The organism is Photorhabdus heterorhabditis, from assembly GCF_001280945.1.
GTDB lineage: Bacteria > Pseudomonadota > Gammaproteobacteria > Enterobacterales > Enterobacteriaceae > Photorhabdus > Photorhabdus heterorhabditis.
This window is the reverse complement of the sequence record NZ_LJCS01000012.1, coordinates 18,910-43,947: the sequence shown is the minus strand read 5'-3', so window position 1 is coordinate 43,947 and position 25,038 is coordinate 18,910. Positions and strand designations below refer to the sequence as shown.

The window sequence follows — 25,038 nt, the reverse complement described above, 5'->3', positions numbered from 1 at the left end:
TTTGAATTAAATAACAGGATGGGATGTCTTTGTAGAAACCCCATCCTATTCTCTCAATTTTCCGCAACCTTCCACGGCATAATTGGCACAGCACTGAGTGCGTTCTTCGGCGAACCATCAATTACTTTGTCTGAATAAGTCAGATAAACAAGTGCATCACGGTTTGCATCATAGAAACGGACAACCTGGAGTTTTTTAAACACCAATGAAGTTCGCTTCTGGAAAACAACCATGCCTTTCTTACCACTCTTTTTAATCTTGTCTGTTAGCTCAATAGGACCCACCTGTTGGCAGGAAATAGCCGCATCAGCGGTATCTTCCGCAAGTCCTAAGCCACCTTTGATTCCACCTGTTTTTGCCCTACTTAGATAACAAGTCACATTTTTCACATCAGGATCATCAAACGCTTCAACCACAATTTTATGATCAGGCCCGATAAATTTAAAAACAGTATCTACCGAACCAATCTCTTCGGCCTGAGTTGCCAGAGGTATGAACAACAATATGGTTGCTACGAATATCTTTCTGATCTTTAACATATATAATCCCATACCTTAATCAATTCAGTGTAAAACTTCACCACAGTGATACCAGATAGAATGGTAATACTATCAATAACAATAGTTACATATAAATATAATTTCACAAAGTAATGAGTGAAATAATAATCTTAACAAGTATCCTATTGTAAATAGGAGACTTGTTTTACACTTAGTGCTTATATCCAGTAGAGTTATTGCTGAATGCTATTCTTGTCAATAAATTGTGAACATGGGCAGCACGTGGAAACCAGAACGTACATACCCAATAGATTTCAAGATGCATCGCGACGGCAAGGGAGCGAATCCCCGGGAGCATAGATAACTCTGTGACTGGGGTGAGTGAGTGCAGCCAACAAAGAGACAACTTGAAAGATAACGGGTATATGTAATACACGAGAATGACTCATCTCGCTCACCCTACGTATTTGTTCAGAATGGCAAACAAAATAGCCTGGTGGTATAGGCTCTTATATTATTCTTTCTGGTCTTACATGACTAAGGAGATGTATGGATCAAACCAACATCATTCGTGATTTATTGCGTTGGCTAGATAATCACTTAGATCAACCATTATCACTCGACAATGTTGCAGCCAAAGCAGGCTATTCTAAATGGCACCTGCAACGTATGTTTAAGGACGTTACCGGCCAAGCTATCGGCTCTTATATCCGTGCCAGAAGGTTGTCACGGGCAGCCGTTGCCTTACGTTTAACCAGTCGCCCTATTCTGGATATTGCTTTGCAATACCGGTTTGACTCCCAACAAACTTTTACCCGTGCATTTAAAAAGCAGTTCAACAAAACACCTGCATTTTATCGACTCAGTGAGGAATGGTGTGCCACAGGTATCTGCCCCCCGATATTACTGGATAAAAGGCATATTCCTGAAGCAACATATATCACGCTGGAAGAGCTGCAACTGGTTGGTATAGAGCAGTCCTGTTCCTATATGCTGGAACAATGGTCAAGTTTTTGTACTGAAATGCGCCACAATTTCTGGACATACTATCTGCAAAATGCAGAAGTGCTACCGCCAGTGCTTTATGGTCTTCACCATGCGATTCCCAATCCAGAAAAAGAGGATGAGCAAACCGTATTTTACACCACTGCGGTAGAACCCAAATATGCACAGTTTGATGTGGTCGGCAGCCAGCCCGTTACATTACCGGCTGGGGAGTATGTCTCATTCAGTTACTATGGCACCAAAGAAGGCTTACAGAATTTTCTGTTCACCGTCTATGGTATTTGCCTGCCAATACTGAATCTGACCCGCAGAAAAGGATACGATATCGAGCGTTATTATCCCACTCATATAAATGACAGAGACAAGGAAGCGAAGAATCATATCATAGAATTTCAGTATCTTATCCCCATCCAACCGTTAACGCTGTAATTCATCCAGTGCAGGCGTATCCAAATGTGTGATATCGCCTGCCATTTCTACAATCCAACCAGATGCCAGCCATGGACTGTTTTGGTAATCCACTCTGGACAAAGAGCAATTACGCAAACGAAGACGACGTTCAGCATGAGCGGGTAATCCTAATATTGTGCCAACTAAACATCCCAGAGCAATTCCATGGCTAACTAATAACGGGCGACTGCCACCAGGCAGATTACGGCAGTTTTCCAGCGCGGCTCTCATGCGCACTGCCAATTCATCCATAGATTCGCCTTCAGGGATACGCCCGCCAGGTGTACCATCAAGCATTTTCTTACGCCAGATTTCCTCTTCAGAGGTTAGTGAATCAATATTTCTGCGCTCAAGCACTCCCATATTCAATTCACGTAAACGTGGCTCCAGAATAATTTCACAACCACAAACCTCAGCAATGATTTCTGCGGTACGGCGTGTGCGTCCGAGATCACTGGTAATAATATGAGTAATACTTTCAGACTTTACTCTTTGCGCCACTAATCTGGCCTGATATTCGCCTGTTTCAGTTAAAGGGCTGTCAGATTGTCCCTGAATACGACGCTCCGCATTCCATTCTGATTCCCCGTGGCGAACAAGATATACCTGTAACATTTTCATTTTCCGTTATACTGCGTAAATATTAGTTCAAAGGATAACTTATCTATTATGTATCACGTTATTGCTGCAACCACCAACCCCGCCAAAATTAAGGCCATTAGTCTCGCATTTGATGATATTTTTGGGCCAGGTGCTTACCGGATTGAAGATATCAACGTAGACAGTAGTGTCCCACAACAACCCATTGGTAACACAGAAACCCGTACTGGTGCCCGTCAGCGTGTAATGGCTGCCAGACAGGTTCGCCCCGAAGCAGATTTTTGGGTTGGTGTGGAAGCAGGTATTGAAGATGATATGACATTTGCCTGGATGGTAGTAGAGTATCAGCAAATTCGTGGAGAATCTCGCTCAGCCAGTCTGATGCTACCAGAAAAAATTCTTAATGGTATCCGTGAAGGCCGAGAATTAGGGCATGAAATGGCTTACCTTACAGGTATTGACAACATCAAGTGGAAAGGCGGTGCCATTGGCTTTTTCACCAATGGTATCCTGACTCGTACCAGTGTATACCATCAAGCCCTGATACTCGCTTTAGTACCTGTATATCATGAAATTTATAAAGAACTGGATGGCCGCTAAACAAGCATTCATCATGGGCCGCAGCCGGCGGCCTGTTATTTCAATAATTGCTCTTCTAACCAAGCTTTCACATCATTTGGTGCAGATTTTAGACTATTAGAGCCACGTGTGATAGTCGCAATTCCAACCCCAAGTTCATTTTTCAACTCACGTTGGCTCATTTGCCCACTCATCAATTCCTGGATAATTCGGACTCTTGTAGCCAGCGCTGTTCGTTCATCCGGTGTCAATAATAACTGCAAAATCGGGTGCTGTAAATTTTGTGTAAAAGCCTGTTGGAGTAACGTCACAAAGCGTTGCCAGTCTTCATTATTTTGTGGCGAAAGTGCCGGATCTGTCAGATGATTTGGAGTCATAATTAATCAGTTTCATACTATTCAACTAGTACGGCAGAATAACATAGTTTGCCATAAATCAGTAACGCCTTTGCCATTCTGCGTTAGTCAACACATTTGATGATTTACCCATGAAATTACCGTAGAAAACATCATAAGCCAAAACATTTTTGACATAATTCCGAGTTTCGGAAAATGGAATACTTTCAATAAAGGCTATCGCGTCCAACCGTCCACCGCTGTCAGATAACCAGCGATCTACACGAGTTGGGCCTGCATTATAAGCAGCACTGGCAAGTATCCGATTATTCCCAAAACGCTGATAAACAGACTCAAGATAAGCAGTACCAATTTCAATATTAGTCAATGGGTTTATCAGTTGGCTACTGTTTGCATATCCCTGAATACCATTTTGCTTAACCGTATATTCCGCCGTTTCCGGCATCACCTGCATCAAACCAACTGCACCGACAGAAGAACTCGCTTGCGGGTTCCAAGCACTTTCCTGACGCGCTATCGCCATTGCATAACTCTGAGAAATGCCTTTATCTGACGTAAAATGGTTAAATTCCTGCTGCCATGCCAATGGGAAACGCTCTTCAAGGTGGTCCCACATTTTTCCGGTTATTGTCGCCTGTACACTAAGAGCCGCCCATTTTTGGTTAAAAGCATAACGGGCAAGTTGCTCTTGTTTTGATTTACTCTGACTAGCAACCAGATAGCTCCACTCTATACGAGCAAGATTATCCATTTGCCAATATATCAGTTCCCTTACTCTCCGCACTTCAGGTATTGCAGCAATAGCAGCATCTGGTTTCTTTGCTGTATTAATGATTAGTGGATAGCTGATATTCAGTTTTTGCGCAGCAACCATTGGATAAAAACCACGACCTTCTGTCAGCTTACGCAGTATTGCCTCACCTGCACTTTTTTTACCCTGTGCCAATAAAATATTAGCTCGCCAATAACGCCAGTGCTCTTTATTCTGGTTCTCTGACGGTAACAATTTGATCCACTGATCCAGACCACGCTCATCTGCGTTACCCAATGCCAAACGAACACGACGCTCAAGCAGTGAAACAGATTGGGTATCGCGGATTACATCATCACGCCACTTTTCCTGTTCATAGGTCACATTCCCCATCAACTGCCATGCAACAATCTCTTTTAACCGCTGGCGCTCACTTTCATTCATCTTTTGCACTCTAACAATTGATGGAATGATCGTTCTTGCCTGATCCGGATCTTGACGGGCAAAACGTAAGAAGGCGGCTACGGTAGCTGCACGAGTAAAATCAGTCGGTCCAGCATTATTAGCAAAATCTAATACAGTAGCAGGATCATCCTGCAACTTAATCAGGCCATCACTGATACTTTTGTATCCTGGTGACAATCGCTTAGCGAGGTAACTGACCAGAGAAGTATCCCCTGCTTTCAAGGCGAGATTAATACGCTGTAATACCAATTCCACCGATAAATAGCCTGCCTGCTGCCAGACATCCAATAATTTATCGCAGCTGGCTGGTAAAGAGCGCCCATTCAACCAGACATCTTTTGCTCCCTGCCAAGCAACCGACTTCTCACCTGTAGCCCATTTAGCAAAATAGTAATTACAACGGGCCGTAATAGATTTCGGGACCGTGGGACTGAATACCAGCACACCACTCCAATCTTCACGACGTGCAAGCTCATTGATAAAACGGGATGATAAAGAACGTGCTGGTGGTAAATTAGGATAACGATCAATAAAGTCACGGATCTGTTCTGATGTCACAAGAGCGAGATCATAATTCAATTCTCGATATTCCAAGTAAGGATAAAGCGGATAATCTTTTAATGTTGGCATCAATCTCGCGACTTCAGCCATATCGCTGGCATCCCACGCTTGCTTAATCTGCTGATATCTTTGTCGCTGATTATCCAGAGAATCAGCGTTTGCTGCTACAGATACAAAAACCAACCCTACAGTCACCGCAAGGTGTTGCCATCTAGCCATTACCACACTCCTCCCGGAGATCAAGTTGAATAGGTTGATATTCGCACACACATGAACATCATAATAATATGATTAATACTAATTACCACATTAATTTATCCCATTATGAAATATTTAACCATATATCTCATTAAGGTAAGCTTTTTATCTAAATAAATTAATCACACTTAATAAATTCAACCCAGCATCATTTCATTCCGGCAATTGGGTTATAGAGTTTATTAACTTAAATCGGGTAAACTGTGACAAATCGTGTTCAAATGAGCATAAATAACCTAACTTGATATAATCAAACACCAACACGCCCTGTTCTTACAACTTACTTTGCAAAACAGGCATTATAACAATCAGAGATAGCGAGGCTCATAGCAACGTGGCTCAATATGTTTACTCCATGCATCGGGTCGGTAAAATTGTTCCCCCGAAACGTCATATTCTGAAAAATATCTCCCTGAGTTTCTTCCCGGGAGCAAAAATTGGTGTTCTTGGTCTTAACGGCGCAGGGAAATCCACCTTATTACGTATTATGGCCGGTATTGACAAAGACATCGAAGGAGAAGCCCGTCCACAGCCAGGGATTAAAATTGGCTATCTACCACAGGAGCCAAAATTAAACCTTGAGCATACTGTGCGTGAAGCTGTGGAAGAAGCGGTCAGTGAAGTAAAACATGCACTGACGCGTTTAGATGAAGTCTACGCAGCCTATGCTGACCCTGATGCTGATTTTGACAAACTGGCTAAAGAACAAGGTGAACTAGAAGCGATTATTCAGTCACATGATGGTCATAACCTTGATAATCAGCTTGAACGTGCCGCTAATGCGCTACGTCTGCCATCATGGGATGCAAAAATTGAGCACCTATCCGGGGGTGAACGCCGCCGCGTAGCAATCTGCCGTTTACTGCTAGAAAAACCAGATATGCTGCTATTAGACGAACCAACTAACCACCTTGATGCCGAATCTGTTGCATGGCTGGAGCGCTTCCTGCACGATTATGAAGGTACTGTTGTTGCAATCACTCACGATCGTTACTTCCTTGATAACGTTGCAGGCTGGATTCTGGAGCTTGACCGTGGTGAAGGTATCCCATGGGAAGGCAACTACTCTTCATGGTTGGAGCAAAAAGATGCTCGTCTGGCTCAGGAAGCATCGACAGAAGCCGCCCGCCGTAAATCTATCGAGAAAGAATTAGAATGGGTTCGCCAAAATCCAAAAGGCCGTCAAGCGAAAGGTAAAGCACGTCTGGCACGTTTTGAAGAATTGAACAGCGTTGAATATCAGAAACGTAACGAAACCAGTGAACTGTTTATCCCACCGGGATCACGCTTAGGTGACAAAGTTCTGGAAGTGGAAAATTTGACCAAATCCTATGGCGACCGGGTTCTTATCGATAATTTGAGTTTTTCCCTACCAAAAGGGGCGATTGTCGGGATTATTGGGCCTAACGGTGCCGGTAAATCTACCCTATTCCGTATGCTTTCCAACCAAGAGCAACCTGATTCCGGCACTATCACGTTAGGAGAAACCGTCAAACTAGCTTCTGTAGATCAGTTCCGTGACGATATGGATGACAAGAAAACCGTCTGGGAAGAGATTTCTAATGGTCAAGATATCATGCGTATCGGTAACTTTGAGCTCCCAAGTCGCGCCTATGTTGGGCGTTTCAACTTCAAAGGTGTTGATCAAGGTAAACGTGTCGGTGAACTGTCTGGCGGTGAAAGGGGCCGACTGCACTTGGCCAAACTGTTGCAAGTTGGCGGTAACATGCTGCTGCTCGACGAACCAACCAACGATCTGGATATTGAAACCCTGCGCGCATTAGAAAATGCCCTATTGGAATTCCCAGGCTGTGCAATGGTTATCTCCCATGACCGCTGGTTCCTTGACCGTATCGCAACCCACATCATTGATTATCAGGATGAAGGAAAAGTGACCTTCTTTGAAGGTAACTTCAGTGAATACGAAGACTATAAAAAGCGGACTCTGGGAGCTGAAGCACTAGAACCACATCGCATTAAGTATAAGAGAATTAGCAAATAATCATATTAAGAACGGCCTGACAACAGGCCGTTTTCCTCTAATTATTATCCTCATATAAACTCATAGTCTTATTCACAATGCTATATGTAAGATGCGTATCATGGATAATTTTCCCTTCTTTCAGCGTAATAATACGATCTGCATGTCTAATAAGCCTATTATCCTGTGAAGCTACAACAACCGTTCCCCTTTGATGATGAGCAATAAATCTTAAGATATCAATGGCTGTCTGACAGTCATATTTATCAAGATAACAAGTTGGCTCGTCAGCAAACAAATACCGGGGACTATTCACAATTGCTCTGGCTATTGCTACGCGTTGTTTTTCACTATCACATAATTCCCTGGGATATATATCTTTCTTATGTTTCAGACCAACAGTATTGAGTGCCTTAGTTGCCCTAGCTATCGATTCCTGATGAGAAGCAGTGATTCCACAGGACAGGGATAATAGCAAATTATCCAATGCTGTGAGTTCATTAGATAAATTAATTCTTTGAAAAATAAAACCACAATTTATCGAATGAAATCTATCTAATTCACAGTGATTCAGTTTACCCAATTCGTGATCAGCAATTAATATTTTTCCGCTGTCGAGACGCAACAACCCAGAAGTCATTGCCAGCAAAGTACTTTTTCCTGAACAGAGATCCCCAGTAATCAAAGTAAATTCACCTGGAAAAATAGAAAGATTGATGTCCGAAATCATTTTTTGGTTAGTTTGACTGTTTGAAAAACCATATGAAATGTCAATGGCTTCAATCGTAGCGATTTGATTCAAATTCATTATCTCAGCATAATAGTGTAAGAAATCTGGCATTATCGGTAACACTTACAGCCAGAACAATCCGTAAAAATACAGATATTCATCATTATAAGATTACACAAACGAAGGGAAATCATATAAGAAATATCTTAATTAAAAGTATATCAATATTTCTACCAGTGACTATTTCAAATGGCTACCTGTATGCTAAAATCAAAATTTCACTAAACAAGATCAACCCATTCCTATCAAAAATTCATTAACAGCAGAGCATTATTTGGTTAGTTCAAATACAAAAATAACATCAGATAAATAATTTTTTATAGATAAAAACACCCTAATATCATAACAACAGGTTAAAGTTAATATTTAATTTCCGTAATAACAAAGACACATCAAACATTAAAATATTTAATATAAAAATCAACCTTATCTTATTTTCAAATAAACCACAAAGCCAAAAAATTTATTTATAAATCAACAGGGAAGTATTTAATTATTAATTTTGTTTTTATTCAAGAAATAAATAATCAATAGAAGTATCAAAAATATTAATAGCTATTATATATTTTATTACTTATAAGAAGTAAGAATATCCAACCACAACTCACATCGCAGTCAGACATATATTTAATATATTTATTAGTTTATCATATAAAATATTATATATGAATCTAATTATACCCAATAGATCTCAAGATGGATCGCGACGGCAAGGGAGCGAATCCCCGGGAGCATAGAGAACTCTGTGACCGGGGTAAGTGAACGCAGCCAACAAAGCAGCAGCTTGAAAGATGAAGGGTATAAACGATTCAACTGATGTTCGGCTTAGGGTTAACAGCTAAAAGTTGCTGAATAAGGTCAATACAACGCAAGAAACGTTGGTCATAATCTGGTGAATCCACCTTAACATATTCAGTATTATTGTCTTTTAGAATATCCTCCAACAATTGCTGGAACGCTTTACGATCCTGATCGCTACCGAGGCTACGCAAACCATCAGCAACCCAAGGGGTATTATTTTCTAGTAGAATGACTAAATCAAATCGGTATTCATCAATCAATGCCTGAACAAACGGATGCTCACGCCCTTCATATCGCTTGCAGAATGCTTGGGTAGTCACGAAATCAGTATCTACAAATGTAACCTTATTCGCATATTTTACTGCAAAATCAATATACTGTGCTTGACCCAATGCGATTTTGTCATAGTCTGAATATTGTAACGCCATCTCATCACCTCCCAGATGAGAGAAAACATAATCACGACCATACTCCCAAGCACTGGTAGTATTAAAAATATTTGCCAATTTGTTAACCAACGTGGATTTACCACTAGATTCTCCACCAAGAATAGCTACTGTACGGACAAAGAAAGGTTTTACTTCTGTAGGAATATATTCCCAATGACGGAATGGGTCTTGGCGAATCTGTCGACCACAGATCTTCATAAATGATCGTTGTGGATCGATAAGAATAGTTTCAATTCCCAATTGTTCTTTATAACGGGGAGCATCCTGAGTTTCACTGGAATAGATATAACTTGGATTAATCCCCTCCTTTGACATAAAGGCTTTCATGCCTTTACTCCACACATCCCAACCATGTGGATATGGCTCAATTCCCTGTTCATCAAAAGAATGAATATGAATATTTTTCTGATATTTAAATGTCTGAAGTAACCAACGCAGACGATCACTAACAGTAGGTTGCTGCGACATGGAGCTATTCACAAACAGCTCTTTATCCCTCGGTTCATCATGACAAAGGATGATATGTAATTCATCGACCTGACTACAAGCCCGTTGAATGAGATAAATATGCCCGGTATGCAATGGATAAAACTTACCAAATATCACGCCAACTGTTTTATTCTGCACAGGATATTGCAACCCCAGATAGTTATGGAGAGAAGCCAATTTTTTGGCACTCGGGCTTTTGATTTTGTCATTAATTAACTGGCTGAGATAACCTTTAGTCATACCGCTTGCATCAGCAACCTGTTGCAACGTACAACCCGTTTGTTTAATCGCTTTTTTAAGGTAGTCAAATTGACCCATATCTCCCCCAGTTTAATCAAGATCTTCCATAACAGATAAAGCATCTGCCAGCTTTCTCACACCAAAAACTTTCATCCCTGGCAGCTCTTTTTTCGGCATATTGGCATAAGGGACTATCGCCCGTTTAAAACCATGTTTAGCCGCTTCCGATATCCGTTCCTGCCCACTCGGTACAGGACGGATTTCACCGGCCAGCCCCACCTCACCAAATACAACCAAATCACGGGGTAAAGGCCGATCCCGAAAACTGGAAACTAAAGAGAGAAGTAAAGCGAGGTCTGCACTGGTTTCCGCTACCTTAACGCCACCGACCACATTGACAAACACATCCTGATCGGACATTTGCAAACCACCATGACGATGAAGAACCGCCAGTAGGATAGCCAACCGGTTTTGCTCTAAACCAACAGCCACACGGCGTGGATTATTCATCATCGAATGATCCACCAGCGCCTGAATTTCCACCAATAAAGGACGGGTACCTTCCCATACCACCATGACCGAACTGCCAGCCGTCACTTCATCACCACGGCTAAGGAAAATCGCTGACGGGTTACTCACTTCGCGCAACCCCTGCTCTGTCATAGCAAATACTCCCAGCTCATTGACAGCACCAAACCGATTTTTATGGCTGCGTAAAGTACGGAAACGAGAATCAGCCTCACCATCAAGCATTACTGAACAGTCAATACAGTGTTCCAATACTTTCGGGCCGGCCAGCGAACCATCTTTAGTTACATGACCCACCATAACAATGGCAACACCACGGGTTTTAGCAAACCGAGTAAGATAAGCAGCGGTTTCCCTGACCTGAGCAACACTCCCAGGAGAGGATTGAATATCCGCCATATGCATCACCTGAATGGAGTCAATCACCATCAGTTTTGGCTGTTCCTGCTCTGCAATCAAGCAAATCTGCTCAATGCTGGTTTCTGACAACATATTCAGATTATCAACCGGCAACCCCAAGCGGTGAGCACGCATAGCAACCTGTTGTAACGACTCCTCTCCAGTGACGTATAACATTTTCATTTGCGTGGATAACTGACACATCGTCTGCAACAGTAAGGTACTTTTTCCGGCTCCTGGGTTACCACCAATCAGAATGGCACTACCAGGTACAACACCACCGCCCAGAACCCGGTCAAATTCTTTGAATCCAGTGGAAAAACGAGGAAGTTCTTCCAGACTAATCTCTGATAATTTTTGAACCCTGCTAACACCCCCATCTCCCGCATAACCACTGAATCTGTCACTACGAGAGGAAGATGCAGCGGCTAAACGCATCTCAGTAATAGTATTCCAAGCATGACATGCACTACATTGACCCTGCCAGCGCGGGTAATCTGCCCCACACTCATTACAGACAAACGCTCGTTTTGCTGCTTTCGCCACTCTGCACTCCCTAAAACAACTTCATTAACGTTCTTCGTGTTTAAGACCACCACTTAACACACACAATACCCCCATCAGATCAGCATGCCGAATTGTCACCTTCGACTGAGCATAAACCTTTGGTTTCGCATGATAAGCAATACCCAGTCCCGCTTTACGGATCATTTTTAAATCATTAGCACCATCACCAATAGCCACAGTTTGTTCCAATGGGATATTCAGTTTTTTCGCCAATCTCACCAATGTGGCAGCCTTATATTTGGCATCAACAACTGGCCCTTTAACCTTACCTGTCAACTTGCTATTTTTTACTTCTAACTGATTTGCTACCGCAGCAACCAAACGTAAATTCTGGCGCAGGTGATCCGCAAAATAGGTGAATCCCCCTGACGCGATTGCCACATGCCAATCAAAGGACTGCAACTTACGCACCAGACTGGTCAACCCTGGCATAAGTGGTAAATCTTCTACAACCTGCCGCAGAATATCAGCATCAGCTCCTGCAAGCTGAGAAACCCGCTCCCGCAGACTCTCAGAAAAATCTAACTCGCCTTGCATTGCCCGCTCAGTAATTTCGGCCACCTTGTCACCTACGCCTGCCAAACGAGCTATTTCATCAATACACTCAATTTGAATTGCCGTTGAATCCATATCCATGACCAACAAACCTGGCGAACGCAACCGTGGAATCTGCCCCAAAGGAACAACATCCAGCCGACACTCATCAGCAAGTCTTTTAATACGCGGCGTCAGACTTCCAGCAATACGCACTACCTGATAATCATCAATACGCCATGAAGAGACAATAACAATTGCCGCACCAAGCCGATGCTGAAAGTTACTGATACGTTGTTTATCTAAACCACGACCATATATCAACCAACCACTGTCACCAGCCCGGTAATCCAATGGCATAACTTCTTCACCACTTAATGAAAGTGGTAATCCCGGCCACTTATGGACCTCTTCCGGCAAATAACGATAAGCTAGGTTATTAGACATTAATCCCTACTCCTGTAATCCTACATAGCTCTGACTGCAAAAAATGGCATTTCAAACTATCCTCTCTGTATCGCATCTGGCAACATTGAATTAACCACAGCCAGGAAGAGATAACTATGATCAAAGCTAAATTAAAATTCCGACTGCATAAAACAGCTATTATATTGATCTGTATTGCCTTATTAGTATTTCTAATGCAGGGCGTTTCTTATTTTAGCCGTTCTCACCAACAAGCTCAGATAGATCAGTTTGAGGAATTGGCCAAAACCCTAGCAAAACAAGTCGCATTCAGCTTATCCGATTATATGGAGAGTGGCAGCAAAGATCTTAATAATGAACAGATACTGGCTAATTTGAATCATCTGACCAAAAACAGCCGCATACTTGATGCGAGCGTTTACCTTAAAAATGGAACACAAGTTGCACATAGTGGTGAAAGTGTGCCAGTACGCGATCGTTTATCGCTGGGTGGTAAAAAAGCAGGAAGTTATTTTAACCACCAGATAGTCGTTCCCATTCCAGGAAAAGATGAACCAAACGGTTTTCTGCGCCTGACACTGGATACCCACAAACTGGCAACAGAATCCAAACAGGTAGACAACACCACCAATCTGCTCAGGATCATGATCCTACTGGCTTTGGCAATTGGTTTTATTCTGGCACATAATTTGTTGCAATTAACACCAAGCCGCTGGCAGCAATCGCCTTATTTGCTGACAGCCAACAGCAAATCAAGTGAAGAAGAAGAGAAATAAGGTAAAAACTTTCTTGTTGAATCATTATTTCACCTTGGTGATTAATTCCGACAATCACCAAGGTAGTGAATAAACCCAAAAGTCGCTATAAACGAAATGAGAATGAATACCATTACTTCTTAATCAGCAATAATTTGGCCCATTCGCATACTCGCTGAAAAAAACACCCAACAATGAATTAAGAAATAATCAATCTAACCAGAGAAAACAACATTCCTCATTCATTTAATACCTAAGATAATAATTTCAAATATCACCTTAACAACAATTACATAATAATATTCCTAGTTATATATATTACATGTTTATCAATATATAGAATTAAATCAAAAATACCTGACACCAGCCATATAACTCATTAATTAATAAATCATTTTATATTCTTGTTTATTTTTCAAAAAAACATATCCAGTTGTTTTTATTGAAAATTTAAAATAAGCCATATTTCTCAATCATATCACTACGTAAATTCACATAATGAAGCTGGCTGGATACATGCGGATAAAAACCTGACTCTAGATGGGAAGCAAGGCAAAATAACCAACCGCAACAACCAACCTGCACAGGGCATCTCAAGCTTGGGAGAGTTGACAATAACCGCAGACACCATCGATAACCAACAGGGAAGAGTTATCGCCGATAAGCAGCTCAATATGACATCAACAGGAACCGTTGATAATACAAACGGCAACATGGTCAGCCAGTATCAACAACTAAATAATGCAGGTCTTCCTGATACTAAAGTTAATAATAATATGATAATAAGTAAGCTATTGGATTCAGCAAAAGATGTTACACCTGAAAACCGGAAAACATCAGTTGTTGTTTCAGGAAATAATGGTTCGGTTAGAGTGTATGCAACTTGGACAATCCTGCCTGATGGTTCGAAGAGATTAGCCACTGTTCAAACAGGAACTTTCAAATGACAGAAAGAATAGAGTTTATTGAGTCGATTTCAGGATTAGATAGTTATCTTGAAAATGGCTATGTAAATGCGGATTCATACGAAGATCCTTCTGATGATGCGATAGATTATTTAGGAGAACTTTTATTGAAAGATTCTGAATGTTGTTTGGCTTTTTGTAAAAAAAATCTTAAATTCGGATCTTTTTGATAATAATTCTGTCAAATCTACTGCTTTGGATTTTTTGATTTTATCGGAATCTAATTGGTTTGAGGCTTTTAGCTATTTACTCAATAAAACTGAAAAACTATCTATTCCTGAATTGGAAAAAGCATTGTTCTACTTTTATTGCGCAAAAAACGATCCGAAACCATATCCTGTTCCTGAGGAGCTTTTTGATAAATTGATAGAAAGGTATCAGGGATTAAAAACTGAGTCTGACGCAAATTTTTATCATCTGCATGAAACATACAATGATTTTATTAAAGCTTATTCATTGAACTTTTGATTAACTGTAAATCCTGGCCACTGTGAACTGCACCCCGAAAGTTAGACACCCAACAAGTAGGGGGGAAGTTCTCAAGTGTAAAGTCATGCCACATTACCACTGGCCTTAACCTCTCTGTTAACATCAACCATAGCAAAGGCCGTGAAAGCGGCGACGGCGTCAGCCATAATGAAACTACGCGGGATGCAATGGTCAAAAAGAACGAGGAATAGGATGAGGAGTACCATAAAATTACATCATAAAAATATTGTGTAAGACAGTTGCGACTCAACTCAAACCCCAACATCTATCATACCTGCTGCACTTAATATGTTAATTCAGTTTTAGTTTTTGTGAAGCGTGATTTCATCTTCATAATATTTAATCCTCATCATTAATTAGTGTTTGTGCATATAAAAGATCTGCGGCACGATGACAAAGTTCTGTAAATATGGCTATTTCACCTTGGGACATATTAGATGCCACAATATCAGCCATATTGTGTCTGTTGGACTCGACTCGCTGCAAAAACATTAGCCCCTTTGGACTCAATTTAGTGACCAACTCGCGTTTATCGTTTTTTCCTGTTTCTTGTTTAATAAATTCGTTATTTTTTAGCAATCTCAGAACTTTAGACATTTTAGAGCGAGTAAAGCCGAGTTTTTCGCCAATCGCAGTAGGATTCATAGATTGATATTGTCGAAGTAAATGTAAAGTATCATATTCTGCCCATGAAATACCCTCTGGGTTTGTGATAGTCCTTCTTGCAACAAGGACACACTGAAGCCTGCTCAATGCATCTTCAAAAGGTGTTATGGTAGTATCACAAGTATCTTGATTATCTGTTGTCATGTGGGCTCTTTTATAACCTGAATATTGAATAAGAAATCGAGTTAACTGCCTGTCCCATAAATAAAAATTTACAAAGAAAAGTGATTTTTTATAGAACAGGCTTATAAATATTTACTTAATTTACAATTAAAAACAGCCAAAATTAAGAGAAAATGGCTGCTCGATTAAGAACATCCTCATAGTCATGTAATTCTTTGATTCTACCGTTGTTCAATTTAAATACATTAATATATAAACAATAAAAATCTTTTTTATCTGGCAAGGTCTTACCATTTAGTCGATATTCAACGATAAAAATATCAGGATTATCTGTAGAGTACAGTTCTACATCCTGAACAGAAGTAAAAACCAGAGGTGCCTGACCAAAACTTGCTGAATAATGCTCAAGTATCTGTGACTGGCTCTCAATTGCATCGCGACTGGTGCGAAATGGTAACCTCAGAATGCCATCGTTACAAAATAGAGCAGCAAGTTTTGTTGGTGATTTTTCCAAAACTGCTTCTATATATTTATCGAACACAACTTTAAACATCATTTCTCCTTAGTGTCTTACATATTGTTTGCTTTCAGGGTTATATGACCGTATGATTTCTTTATTCATAAAATAAGAAATTAGTTTTGAGAAAGTTTTTACATTAATATCTGGAAAATCGAGACCCAGGACTTTAATGGCTTCGCGTGTACTTCGATTGTTATAGGTACTATTACCAATATTCAAAGCATTTTCTTTAAAAAGGTGGATCAGTGACCCCAGAGCCACGTCATCGCCATTGACAACCATCTGTTCGAGTTTTTCTAACCATGCTGATTCAGAAACCGTTGTGATGTCATACTCTGTTTGTGTAATAGCCAAATATGCTGGGGTAAAATCTGTGCCTTTCGGATGAAATAAATGGAAGTTTTGATGCTCATGTATCTTATTAGAGGCTGATAATGCCACAATGGCCTGACTGACGAAATCAACTGGCAATAGATCAGTAGTTAGCAATTCAGGGTATGGTGCAATTCCCATTTGGATAAAGCTTTTAATTTGTAGCCATAAAAAATCATCTTCTTGACATGCACCGGTCACACTGTCACCTGATATACGCCCTATCCGATAAATATTGATATCAACACCTTGATATCGGGCCTGCTGTACATACTGTTCAGCCACCCATTTACTTTGGGTATAACCGATAGATAGTGAGTTCGGATAGTCAGGGAGACTATCTTCTGTTATTGGCTGTTTGGGATAGTCCGGTGCAAAGACGGCAATAGTAGAAATATACTCCAGCTTCTTACGCTCATGGTGACAGCAAAAATTAATGACTTCCACGATACCATCAACATTCGCTCCCTTAACAGAACTGTATGGGAGAACAAAATTAATATGGGCAGCTGCGTGATATATTTTAGATACTCTTTCTGATAATGATTGGTATTCTGCCTCTGTTAGATCAAATTTCGCTTTGGCAATATCCCCCACCACAATTTCAACACGTGAAAAATCAATGTTATGATCGATGCCATAGCAATGAGCATTTTTTATTATACGGCTCAATCCGGCATTGTTATTTGTGGCCCTGACTAAACAAATGACTCTACCCGTAATTTGTTGCAGTAAAGCCCGAAGCAGATAGATACCTAAAAAACCGGTAGCACCTGTGAGTAATACATCACTACTCATTGATGGATTTAATTGGAGCGTATACGTCCAATCATGCTGGATGAAAGCATCGTTAATAAATGTATTCTTTATTTCATCATCTGATTTTTTGTCGTTATTCAGATACATCTCAACCGAATCAGCCATCTCACGCAAAGTAGCAGCATTAAATAGTGATTTAATCGGGAAATCGACATTAAATTCTTTTCGCAGTAAATATACTAGCTGTGTTGCTAACAACGAATGCCCTCCGATATTGAAAAAATTATCTCCTAGGTTAATCGCTCGATTCGGAAAAATTTTTTGCCAGAGTAATTTTACTGTTTGTTCAGTTGAAGTCAAAACCTCTTCAATGTCGTTTTTTTCAACATCATCTGACATTTTAGTTATTTCAATGTGATGCAGTGCTTTTCGATCAATTTTACCACTGGGAGTAGTTGGAAGATCAGACAAAAATATGAACTCATTTGGAACCATATAATCTGGTAGATAGCTGCGTAACCTAGTTAACAATTCAACGCGTTCTAATGGCTCAGTTGTGATTATGAAAGCCACCAGCATTTTGTTACCTGCTGATATTTCCTTTCCAATGACTGCAGATACTTTTACACCATCCAATGAATTGATAACTGCTTCTATTCCTGATGGTTCAATGCGGAATCCTCGGATTTTTAACTGGTTATCCAAACGACCAAGATATGTAAATGAGTTATCGGATTTTAGTTTTATTAGATCACCAGATTTATAAGCATGTTGGCTCAGTGTACCTAGCCAGTTTCCGGTTAAAAATCGTGCTTGAGTTTCATGATCTTTGTTGTGATAACCTGGAGAAAGAAAATCACTGATAATCCAAAGTTCACCTGCGACACCAGCTGGAACTATACGTCTGTGTTCATCTAATATAAGCATTGTAAATCCGGGTAGTGGATACCCTATTGATGCGCTGTCTCCCCACGAAGATATATCTGCCGGCATGACATAAGCAGAACAAACATGACTTTCTGAAGGACCATAAAGGTTAATCAGTCTTCGGTTGGTACTAAACATATGTTTAATATCAGAAGTAAGAACCAGCTGTTCACCTGTTGAGTAAACTTCATCAAGCATTGATAGTTGAGCTTTATTCGTGGCTGTTAATTGAGCCAAATGTTGAAGTGCCACATAGGGAAAATATGCCCGGCGGATCTCGTTTAACTCAATGATACTTTGTAAATGATGTAGATCCTTACGTTCGTCTTCATCTGCAATATATAATTTTCCACCAGTACATAAAGTGCCAAATATTTCCTGTACAGAAACATCAAAAGATAAAGACATATAATGAAGTGTGCAATCACCTTCAACGCAAATAGTGATCTCTTTTTGCCATGTAAGAAGATTGGACAGTGTCTTATTTAGTAAACGCACTCCTTTGGGTTGTCCTGTTGAACCGGAAGTGTAGATGACATATAACTCATCTTCTGGCTTCCGTTGCACTGATTGCCAGTTAACATCCCGTATAAATACCGTTTCATCTAATAACACAATTTTATGAATGGTCGCAGATAATGTCGTGACAAACTCACTTGTGGTTATGATGCAATCCACCGCTGCGTCCCGGAGCATATATTCAACACGTTCTTGGGGATAATTGGGGTCAATGGGAACATAAGATGCACCTGTTTTCAAAACGGCTAGCAAAGCGGCAATAGAATCTTCATTTCGGTTTAGCAATAAACCTACTCGTGAACCCACACTGATTGTATGATTTGCATACATGAATTCAGCTAACTGGTTGGCGCGATGATCTAACCATCCATAAGTCCAGTGACCGTGACGTGTTATTAATGCAATACTGTTCGAATGAATTTTTGCATATTCCTCTATCTCACCAATAAAACATGGGTTGTTCATATCAACTAATGGAGTACTTGAACGATTTACGATGTATAGTTGTTCATCTTGAGTGAGTATTTCAACTTCACCTAAAGTCTTTTCACCCCACTCTCCCATATATAAAACTGTTTGTCTATATAGCTCCAGCCAATATTGGATGGTGTTGCCTCTAAATAGTTCGGCATTAAATTCCATAATTAACTGATGAGATATACCCGTTTCAACAAATAGGGTTAAATCATATTTAGCGGATTGAATATACTGCTCGGTGACCTTTATTGAGTAAGGGAAATCCTGTAATGCACCATTGATAGTATCGAGATTGACCAGTAATGTTTGAAACACGGGGTTATCTAAGCCAAAGTTCTGGCCTGTATTTGCAACAATCTCAGTAAACGGTAATTGCTTATTAAAGTGTGCCTGAATAAAGCAATTACGGACTGATACTGCAAACTGATTCACTGTACTACTTGAATCTAAATGAGATCTAAATGGTAAAGTATTAACTAAATATCCCACAGTTTCTTCAAATTCACTGTTATCCCTTAGCGTAAAAGGGATACCAATTGTGATATCTTTTTGACCAGATAAACGATACAGCAAAAACTGCCAGCACATGGTCATATACATGAAAGGAGTCATTGCAAGATTTTTTGCCTGCTGAGATATTTTCAATGCGTCATCATGGCTAAGTTGCAAATTCCGATAACCTGCTTTGGTTCCTTTGCACTCCTTTCTGGGGTAATCAGTTGGGAGATCTATCATAGAAGGGTACGGAGTAAGTACCTCCTTCCAATAGTCTTTCATGGTGGAAATTTCAGGTTTATCTAATTGCTCTTTTTGCCATTGAGTGAACTCCAAATAATCAGCACTGATTTTCAGATAATTAAACTCTCTATTTTCAACTAAATGAGCATAACATTCGAGAATATTCTTTATAAAAATAGTCACTGATGGCGCATCAACGATAATATGATGAAAACAACACGCCAACCAACATCGTTTTAATTCCCCTGTTATCAAACAGATATCGAATAACGGTCCTTTTGCCAAATCATATCGTTTTGACGCCATTTGTTGAATAATTTTTTCTGGATGATTCGCCTCAGTGATAGCTTTGTGCATAATATGAATATAATAGGGTTGTTCTATAACTTGATAAAGCTGATCTTGATGAAATGTAAAGTGTGTGCGTAAAACAGGAGTGACTTCAGCAAATTGAGTAACAGCCTTTTCCAGTAAACTATGATCTAACTGAGTCCCCACTTCTATAAGTAATGGGATATTGTAGCTTTCAGGTTGACTCAGCACCTGATCAAGTAACCATAACCCTTTTTGCCCTTGTGTACTGGGTATATATGTTCTGTTATCCCATGTATCCTTTACTGATTTGTTCAATGATTCATTGCCCATTTTTTCTCTCCAAGTCGTTTTTCCCAAACTTAGCTGCTAATTTTTTGACACTATCCACTGAAAACACATCGGCAGATGAAACATGAATACCAAGTGTTTTACTGACAAGAGAGGCTAATTTGATTAGATGAAGAGAATTTATCCCCTGTTCCCAAAACGAAGTTGCTGGATCAAGATTCTTATAACCCGTTATCTCCTCCCATATTGAGAGAATTTTTGATTCTACGTTATCATCTTGTTGTTTGTGCATTCCATCAGCAATAAGCTGAGCCATTTTATTTCGGTCGCGTTTACCATTTTTATTCATTGGCAAGGAATTAACCTGTGTAAACCGTTCTGGAACCATGTATGATGGCAGTCTTGAATTCATAAATTCGCGAAGATTGGTGTTGGATAGAGAGCCTGATTTATTCAGATAACAGGCATGTAACAGGGGTTCATTATCTGTCTGCTCTATAGTGACAATGACATCTTCTATTTGAGGATGCGAACGTAGCGTATGTTCCACTCCGGTGATTTCGACCCTGAAACCACGAATTTTGCACATGTGGTTGGTGCGTCCTAGTAATGTAAAATTACCGGATTTATCTCTTTTAGCTTGATCATTAGTACGGTAATAACGCTCGTGATTACCATTAATATCCAACCAGACAAAACACTCATTGGTTAATGCAGGATCTGAATATCCTACCGCAAGCCCTGCACCGCTGATGTAAAGTTCCCCAAGTATATCCGGAGCACAAATTTCTAAATTATCATCCAGGACGACCATATTGACGAGAGGTAATGGGCAACCAATAGGAACTGGAGAATTAGCATCAAATATTTCACCGGGTAACACCGGATAAACAGAAGTGAGAGCTGAATTTTCCGTACATCCCATTCCATTGAATATTCGCCCTTTACCTGCTTTCGCTGCAGTTGAAAACAACCTAGGGTTAATAAAATCACCTGAAACAATGACACAATCAGGTTTATGTAAAGTATCTGGAGAAACTTCTACAAATAACCGGAATAGTCCGCCAGATAAGAAAAGAATAGAAATATGCTGATGACTAATGATGTTATCTAGTTCTTCTAAATCGGGGACGTCTTTTGGATAAATAACTAGTGTGGCTCCGGTCAGAAGACTGATCCAAATTTCATTAGCACTTGCAGCAAATGACGGCTCTGCAAGTTGTAAATAACGGTCATTATCTGTGTTACCTAACTGGCTGATAGGGATTGCAAGACGAGTTAAACCACAATGGCGAATAATCACACTCTTAGGTTTACCTGTTGAGCCTGACGTCAACAATATCATGGCTGGGTCTGTCACAACTAACATTTCGGACATGGATTCAAATTTTATTGGTATACAATTTAAATCTCTGGCTTGAGAAAAAAGTTTTTCTACAGAAATAAACAGGAAATTTATTTTTAGATAATTTAATTTTGAACTATTTTTTTTAAATTCAGATGGCTCGAAGTGATCAGTATCTGAAATCAGTAAACTAACGTCAGCAGCTTTGATACAATCTGCTATATACTGTTTTGAAATATTATTAAATGAATTACTTAATGGAACAATAACAGCTCCTAACCTTATTATTGCTATCAGCGTCAGATATAACTCAAGACTACGAGTTATATTAATTGCTACTTTATCTCCCTTTTTTACCCCCATTTTTTGTAAAACAAATGCTACTTGGGCTGATTGTTCCCAAAGTTCACGATACGATAATTTTTTCGAATGAAATATTAACGCTATTTTATTAGGATATTTATTTACTATTTCACTCAAAACACTTGGTATGGTACACAATTGTTTAACCTGTTTTTTAATCATGCAGGAATCCTTCTCATACTTAATATGAATTAAAGTAGCTAAGATATAATAAAATACCCCGATACGAGTAGGGGGTATCTTAAAACCATCAATTTACACCATAGGTGGCGGAGAATTAGACCCTAAGAGCTAATAGTTTAGTTGTTTAAAGATATATTTAAACAATATATGTTCATTTGGGTTTGTTTCTATCTATTGTCTGAGGTGTTAATGAATCGAAGTCTACAATATAATCTTAAAACCAGTCAAATGATTTCCAAAATAAAAAACCATCTACTAAAGTAATTAGGTTAGTAATTAACGTACTGAAAGTGTAAAAATAAAATAATACTTCTTTGAGCATCACCCCCACCTATAATTTAAATTGTTTAAAATCAATTAATTATGATTTTTTTATATGATAATTTTATTTTAATGGTTGACAAGATATAGGTAAGTTATGGATGATTAATATCATCAAATCGGTGATTATTTATATATTCATAAAAGTTATTAATATAGAACAACTGTATGGCATGAGTGGAAAAATAACGATCAATTCAAGTGATAAAAAGCTACCTTGATGCCATTTCATAAAAAAATAACTATTAAATTTATCGTCATTGATTAATCATAAAAATTTTACGTATATTTATAAACAATTGGAAAAATTTTGGCTAGATAAAGCGGTAATAATTTAAATTAGTGATTGTGCTTAACGAGTTATTGCATGTGACCAACAATCGGTTACTCCGAAAGTCGATTTTTTACATAATTTATCAGAAATTTTTCTACTTTATTGAATAAAACTGTGATCACAGTTGGTCGTATATTGCGGGTCAATATGCAAAACCACATTCTAATGCATTTGAAAAATACCAAAATATAACATTACCAGTATGGAGCGGCGACTGTATAAATAGTCCGGAACCTGTTTTAGCTGAAGATATCGCCGAATATTTTGGTTGTGGCTTCAAACCTAAAGAGTCCGAATTATCAAACATTATATGCGGCCCACGATTAAATAAAATACAGGCAATTGAACTAATTAAACTATGAAAAATTGATCAGGAAACATTATGACATTTGACAAAAAGTATGTTGCAGTTATTACCGGTGCATGTGGTGGTATCGGAAAAGCCATCGCTAAACGATTGGCGATGGAAGGAGTAATCTTAGCACTTATTGATAAACAGGCTGATGTTTTGCAATCTCTGGTGAACAAACTCAGCCATGAATATTCTCAACCAATTATCGGTTTTTCTGTGGACGTTACCGAACCTCAACAAGTTGGTAGCACATTTCTTGCGATCAGAAATCAACTTGGACCAATCGGCTATTTGGTGAATGGTGCTGGTGTATTACATCACGGTTCTGTTGAAAATACAGATATTGATGCATGGAATCATATCGTTGCTGTTAATGCGACGGGGGTATTCAACGTCAGTAAAGCTGCAGCCAGTTATATGATGGAGCAAAAAAAAGGTAGCATCGTGACTGTTGCTTCAAATGCCGCACGAGTCCCTCGGGCAACGATGGCAGCATATTGTGCTTCAAAAGCGGCAGCCCAAGCCTTTACATATGCACTTGGGTTAGAGGTAGCTCCATTGGGAATCCGGTGTAATGTTGTGGCTCCTGGTTCAACAGATACGCCAATGCTACGCAGTATGTGGGAAAATGAAAATGACAAAAGTCGCACATTGGACGGTAATCCAGAGCAATTTCGTATCGGTATCCCTCTACGCAAGATTGCCACATCAGATGAAATTGCCGCAGCTGTTTGTTTCTATCTAAGTGAAGAATCAAGTCAAACTACGTTGTCAACTTTATTGGTGGATGGTGGTGCTGCATTAGGTAGCTGTTAGTACATAGCAAACAAAGAGATACAAAATGGAAAAAATATTATCGTACCCATTACCTAAATATACAGATTTGCCCAAATCGGCAGCAAATTGGCTTCCAGATCGGCATCGCACCGCTTTATTGATCCATGATATGCAAAAATACTTTGTGGATTTTTTTGAAACCGAAGCCAGTCCGATAAATAGTGTCATCAGAAACACCCATACACTATTAAGTATTGCTAGAAATTTTAATATCCCTGTATTTTATACTGCTCAACCCGGTAGTATGACCCCAGAACAACGGGGATTATTAAAAATAATCTGGGGTGAAGGCATGAAAGCAAAAGGTGAACATCGGGAAATTATTCCACTCCTGACCCCTATTAAAGATGAAACTGTACTAACTAAGTGGCGTTACAGTGCGTTCGTCAAATCTAATCTGCTACACCATTTAAGGGATTTGAACCGCAATCAACTGATCATTTGTGGTGTGTATGCACATATAGGATGTCTGGCCACCGCTATTGATGCTTACTCACATGATATCGAGACCTTTTTTGTATCAGATGCTGTGGCAGATTTTTCAGAGGAAAAACACCGCATAGCGTTGAATATAGCGGCAGAAATATGCTCTGTAGTGGCATCAACAGAGCAAATCATTGCAAATCTAAAAAAATAATACATCGGGAGACTAAAGATCCTG

Annotated in this window: 23 protein-coding genes; 9 read left to right on the top strand and 14 right to left on the bottom strand. The window is 39.6% G+C overall.

Annotated features, from left to right (window positions below):
• Nucleotides 1–53: 53 nt before the first annotated feature.
• Both creA and AM629_RS24970 read right to left on the bottom strand, forming a co-directional pair.
• Nucleotides 54–539 carry a protein CreA gene (gene creA, locus AM629_RS06705; protein ID WP_072161831.1) on the bottom strand — a complete coding sequence of 162 codons (486 nt, stop codon included), beginning with the start codon at nucleotides 537–539 and terminating at the stop codon, nucleotides 54–56.
• Nucleotides 540–814: 275 nt separating this feature from the next.
• Nucleotides 815–949 (bottom strand): hypothetical protein, encoded by a 135-nt coding sequence (locus tag AM629_RS24970; RefSeq protein WP_262499887.1) that lies wholly within the window; start codon nucleotides 947–949, stop codon nucleotides 815–817.
• A gap of 100 nt (nucleotides 950–1,049) precedes the next feature.
• Between AM629_RS24970 and robA the strand changes: the two genes are divergently transcribed.
• Complete coding sequence (gene robA / locus AM629_RS06700) at nucleotides 1,050–1,934, top strand: MDR efflux pump AcrAB transcriptional activator RobA (RefSeq protein WP_054477345.1); 885 nt, start codon at nucleotides 1,050–1,052, stop codon at nucleotides 1,932–1,934.
• On the opposite strand, the gene gpmB is transcribed toward robA, so the two are convergent.
• Entirely contained in the window at nucleotides 1,923–2,570 is a 648-nt protein-coding gene (gene gpmB / locus AM629_RS06695; RefSeq protein WP_054477342.1) for a 2,3-diphosphoglycerate-dependent phosphoglycerate mutase GpmB, read from the bottom strand. The genes robA and gpmB overlap by 12 nt on opposite strands.
• A gap of 54 nt (nucleotides 2,571–2,624) precedes the next feature.
• On the opposite strand from gpmB, the gene yjjX reads away from it, so the two are divergent.
• Nucleotides 2,625–3,155, top strand: a complete 531-nt coding sequence (gene yjjX / locus AM629_RS06690; protein ID WP_054477340.1) for an inosine/xanthosine triphosphatase — start codon at nucleotides 2,625–2,627, stop codon at nucleotides 3,153–3,155.
• A gap of 35 nt (nucleotides 3,156–3,190) precedes the next feature.
• Here yjjX and trpR read toward each other — a convergent pair whose 3' ends face one another.
• Nucleotides 3,191–3,511, bottom strand: coding sequence for a trp operon repressor (trpR, locus tag AM629_RS06685; RefSeq protein WP_054477338.1), 321 nt, complete (start codon nucleotides 3,509–3,511; stop codon nucleotides 3,191–3,193).
• Nucleotides 3,512–3,569: 58 nt separating this feature from the next.
• Entirely contained in the window at nucleotides 3,570–5,486 is a 1,917-nt protein-coding gene (sltY, locus tag AM629_RS06680) for a murein transglycosylase (RefSeq protein ID WP_054477336.1), read from the bottom strand.
• A 373-nt stretch (nucleotides 5,487–5,859) separates the two neighbouring features.
• On the opposite strand from sltY, the gene ettA reads away from it, so the two are divergent.
• Complete coding sequence (ettA, locus tag AM629_RS06675) at nucleotides 5,860–7,527, top strand: energy-dependent translational throttle protein EttA (protein WP_054477334.1); 1,668 nt, start codon at nucleotides 5,860–5,862, stop codon at nucleotides 7,525–7,527.
• 37 nt (nucleotides 7,528–7,564) lie between these two features.
• On the opposite strand, the gene AM629_RS06670 is transcribed toward ettA, so the two are convergent.
• The 4 genes from AM629_RS06670 to serB form a co-directional block, all read right to left on the bottom strand.
• Complete coding sequence (locus tag AM629_RS06670; protein ID WP_235525409.1) at nucleotides 7,565–8,347, bottom strand: ABC transporter ATP-binding protein; 783 nt, start codon at nucleotides 8,345–8,347, stop codon at nucleotides 7,565–7,567.
• Between the two features lie 758 nt (nucleotides 8,348–9,105).
• Nucleotides 9,106–10,353, bottom strand: coding sequence for a multifunctional transcriptional regulator/nicotinamide-nucleotide adenylyltransferase/ribosylnicotinamide kinase NadR (gene nadR, locus AM629_RS06665; protein ID WP_054477332.1), 1,248 nt, complete (start codon nucleotides 10,351–10,353; stop codon nucleotides 9,106–9,108).
• A 12-nt stretch (nucleotides 10,354–10,365) separates the two neighbouring features.
• Nucleotides 10,366–11,748 carry a DNA repair protein RadA gene (gene radA, locus AM629_RS06660; protein ID WP_054477331.1) on the bottom strand — a complete coding sequence of 461 codons (1,383 nt, stop codon included), beginning with the start codon at nucleotides 11,746–11,748 and terminating at the stop codon, nucleotides 10,366–10,368.
• 24 nt (nucleotides 11,749–11,772) lie between these two features.
• Nucleotides 11,773–12,750, bottom strand: a complete 978-nt coding sequence (serB, locus tag AM629_RS06655; protein ID WP_054477330.1) for a phosphoserine phosphatase — start codon at nucleotides 12,748–12,750, stop codon at nucleotides 11,773–11,775.
• Between the two features lie 116 nt (nucleotides 12,751–12,866).
• On the opposite strand from serB, the gene AM629_RS06650 reads away from it, so the two are divergent.
• The 3 genes from AM629_RS06650 (at nucleotide 12,867) to AM629_RS24515 (ending at nucleotide 14,619) form a co-directional block, all read left to right on the top strand.
• The gene (locus AM629_RS06650) at nucleotides 12,867–13,505 is read left to right on the top strand and encodes a YtjB family periplasmic protein (protein ID WP_054477328.1); all 639 of its coding nucleotides are present in this window, start codon (nucleotides 12,867–12,869) and stop codon (nucleotides 13,503–13,505) included.
• 578 nt (nucleotides 13,506–14,083) lie between these two features.
• Nucleotides 14,084–14,431 (top strand): hypothetical protein, encoded by a 348-nt coding sequence (locus tag AM629_RS06645; protein ID WP_072161830.1) that lies wholly within the window; start codon nucleotides 14,084–14,086, stop codon nucleotides 14,429–14,431.
• Nucleotides 14,428–14,619, top strand: coding sequence for a hypothetical protein (locus AM629_RS24515; RefSeq protein WP_235525408.1), 192 nt, complete (start codon nucleotides 14,428–14,430; stop codon nucleotides 14,617–14,619). The genes AM629_RS06645 and AM629_RS24515 overlap by 4 nt, the downstream gene beginning before the upstream one ends.
• Before the next feature lie 381 nt (nucleotides 14,620–15,000).
• Here AM629_RS24515 and AM629_RS23920 read toward each other — a convergent pair whose 3' ends face one another.
• From AM629_RS23920 to AM629_RS06620, 5 genes are all read right to left on the bottom strand, one after another.
• A complete protein-coding gene (locus AM629_RS23920; RefSeq protein WP_161804217.1) occupies nucleotides 15,001–15,144 on the bottom strand; it encodes a hypothetical protein in 144 nt (47 codons plus the stop codon).
• 133 nt (nucleotides 15,145–15,277) lie between these two features.
• Nucleotides 15,278–15,748: a MarR family winged helix-turn-helix transcriptional regulator gene (locus AM629_RS06635; protein ID WP_054477324.1), complete on the bottom strand. Its 471-nt coding sequence runs from the start codon at nucleotides 15,746–15,748 to the stop codon at nucleotides 15,278–15,280.
• 142 nt (nucleotides 15,749–15,890) lie between these two features.
• The gene (locus AM629_RS06630; RefSeq protein WP_054477322.1) at nucleotides 15,891–16,280 is read right to left on the bottom strand and encodes a nuclear transport factor 2 family protein; all 390 of its coding nucleotides are present in this window, start codon (nucleotides 16,278–16,280) and stop codon (nucleotides 15,891–15,893) included.
• A gap of 9 nt (nucleotides 16,281–16,289) precedes the next feature.
• The gene (locus AM629_RS06625) at nucleotides 16,290–20,684 is read right to left on the bottom strand and encodes a non-ribosomal peptide synthetase family protein (protein WP_054477321.1); all 4,395 of its coding nucleotides are present in this window, start codon (nucleotides 20,682–20,684) and stop codon (nucleotides 16,290–16,292) included.
• Nucleotides 20,674–22,512, bottom strand: coding sequence for a non-ribosomal peptide synthetase (locus tag AM629_RS06620; protein WP_054477319.1), 1,839 nt, complete (start codon nucleotides 22,510–22,512; stop codon nucleotides 20,674–20,676). Before AM629_RS06620 ends, AM629_RS06625 begins: the two co-directional genes overlap by 11 nt.
• A gap of 810 nt (nucleotides 22,513–23,322) precedes the next feature.
• Between AM629_RS06620 and AM629_RS25200 the strand changes: the two genes are divergently transcribed.
• Genes AM629_RS25200 through AM629_RS06610 form a run of 3 tightly spaced genes read left to right on the top strand, consistent with a single transcriptional unit; the run spans nucleotide 23,323 to nucleotide 25,014 of the window.
• The gene (locus AM629_RS25200) at nucleotides 23,323–23,550 is read left to right on the top strand and encodes a 3-deoxy-7-phosphoheptulonate synthase (protein ID WP_152911980.1); all 228 of its coding nucleotides are present in this window, start codon (nucleotides 23,323–23,325) and stop codon (nucleotides 23,548–23,550) included.
• 20 nt (nucleotides 23,551–23,570) lie between these two features.
• Nucleotides 23,571–24,356, top strand: a complete 786-nt coding sequence (locus tag AM629_RS06615; protein ID WP_054477318.1) for an SDR family NAD(P)-dependent oxidoreductase — start codon at nucleotides 23,571–23,573, stop codon at nucleotides 24,354–24,356.
• Between the two features lie 25 nt (nucleotides 24,357–24,381).
• Nucleotides 24,382–25,014 (top strand): isochorismatase family protein, encoded by a 633-nt coding sequence (locus tag AM629_RS06610; protein ID WP_054477316.1) that lies wholly within the window; start codon nucleotides 24,382–24,384, stop codon nucleotides 25,012–25,014.
• Nucleotides 25,015–25,038 lie beyond the last annotated feature (24 nt).

Excerpts from the sequence above, each read along its gene's own strand:
- AM629_RS24970 (WP_262499887.1), bottom strand. The coding sequence starts at position 949 with ATGAGTCATTCTCGTGTATTACATATACCCGTTATCTTTCAAGTTGTC.
- AM629_RS06650 (WP_054477328.1), top strand. The coding sequence starts at position 12,867 with ATGATCAAAGCTAAATTAAAATTCCGACTGCATAAAACAGCTATTATA.
- AM629_RS24515 (WP_235525408.1), top strand. The coding sequence starts at position 14,428 with ATGACAGAAAGAATAGAGTTTATTGAGTCGATTTCAGGATTAGATAGT.
- AM629_RS06625 (WP_054477321.1), bottom strand. The coding sequence starts at position 20,684 with ATGGGCAATGAATCATTGAACAAATCAGTAAAGGATACATGGGATAAC.
- AM629_RS06630 (WP_054477322.1), bottom strand. The coding sequence starts at position 16,280 with ATGTTTAAAGTTGTGTTCGATAAATATATAGAAGCAGTTTTGGAAAAA.
- trpR (WP_054477338.1), bottom strand. The coding sequence starts at position 3,511 with ATGACTCCAAATCATCTGACAGATCCGGCACTTTCGCCACAAAATAAT.
- AM629_RS06620 (WP_054477319.1), bottom strand. The coding sequence starts at position 22,512 with ATGATTAAAAAACAGGTTAAACAATTGTGTACCATACCAAGTGTTTTG.
- serB (WP_054477330.1), bottom strand. The coding sequence starts at position 12,750 with ATGTCTAATAACCTAGCTTATCGTTATTTGCCGGAAGAGGTCCATAAG.
- AM629_RS06615 (WP_054477318.1), top strand. The coding sequence starts at position 23,571 with ATGACATTTGACAAAAAGTATGTTGCAGTTATTACCGGTGCATGTGGT.
- sltY (WP_054477336.1), bottom strand. The coding sequence starts at position 5,486 with ATGGCTAGATGGCAACACCTTGCGGTGACTGTAGGGTTGGTTTTTGTA.
- nadR (WP_054477332.1), bottom strand. The coding sequence starts at position 10,353 with ATGGGTCAATTTGACTACCTTAAAAAAGCGATTAAACAAACGGGTTGT.
- AM629_RS06610 (WP_054477316.1), top strand. The coding sequence starts at position 24,382 with ATGGAAAAAATATTATCGTACCCATTACCTAAATATACAGATTTGCCC.
- gpmB (WP_054477342.1), bottom strand. The coding sequence starts at position 2,570 with ATGTTACAGGTATATCTTGTTCGCCACGGGGAATCAGAATGGAATGCG.
- creA (WP_072161831.1), bottom strand. The coding sequence starts at position 539 with ATGTTAAAGATCAGAAAGATATTCGTAGCAACCATATTGTTGTTCATA.
- yjjX (WP_054477340.1), top strand. The coding sequence starts at position 2,625 with ATGTATCACGTTATTGCTGCAACCACCAACCCCGCCAAAATTAAGGCC.
- robA (WP_054477345.1), top strand. The coding sequence starts at position 1,050 with ATGGATCAAACCAACATCATTCGTGATTTATTGCGTTGGCTAGATAAT.
- AM629_RS06635 (WP_054477324.1), bottom strand. The coding sequence starts at position 15,748 with ATGACAACAGATAATCAAGATACTTGTGATACTACCATAACACCTTTT.
- AM629_RS06670 (WP_235525409.1), bottom strand. The coding sequence starts at position 8,347 with ATGCCAGATTTCTTACACTATTATGCTGAGATAATGAATTTGAATCAA.
- AM629_RS23920 (WP_161804217.1), bottom strand. The coding sequence starts at position 15,144 with ATGGTACTCCTCATCCTATTCCTCGTTCTTTTTGACCATTGCATCCCG.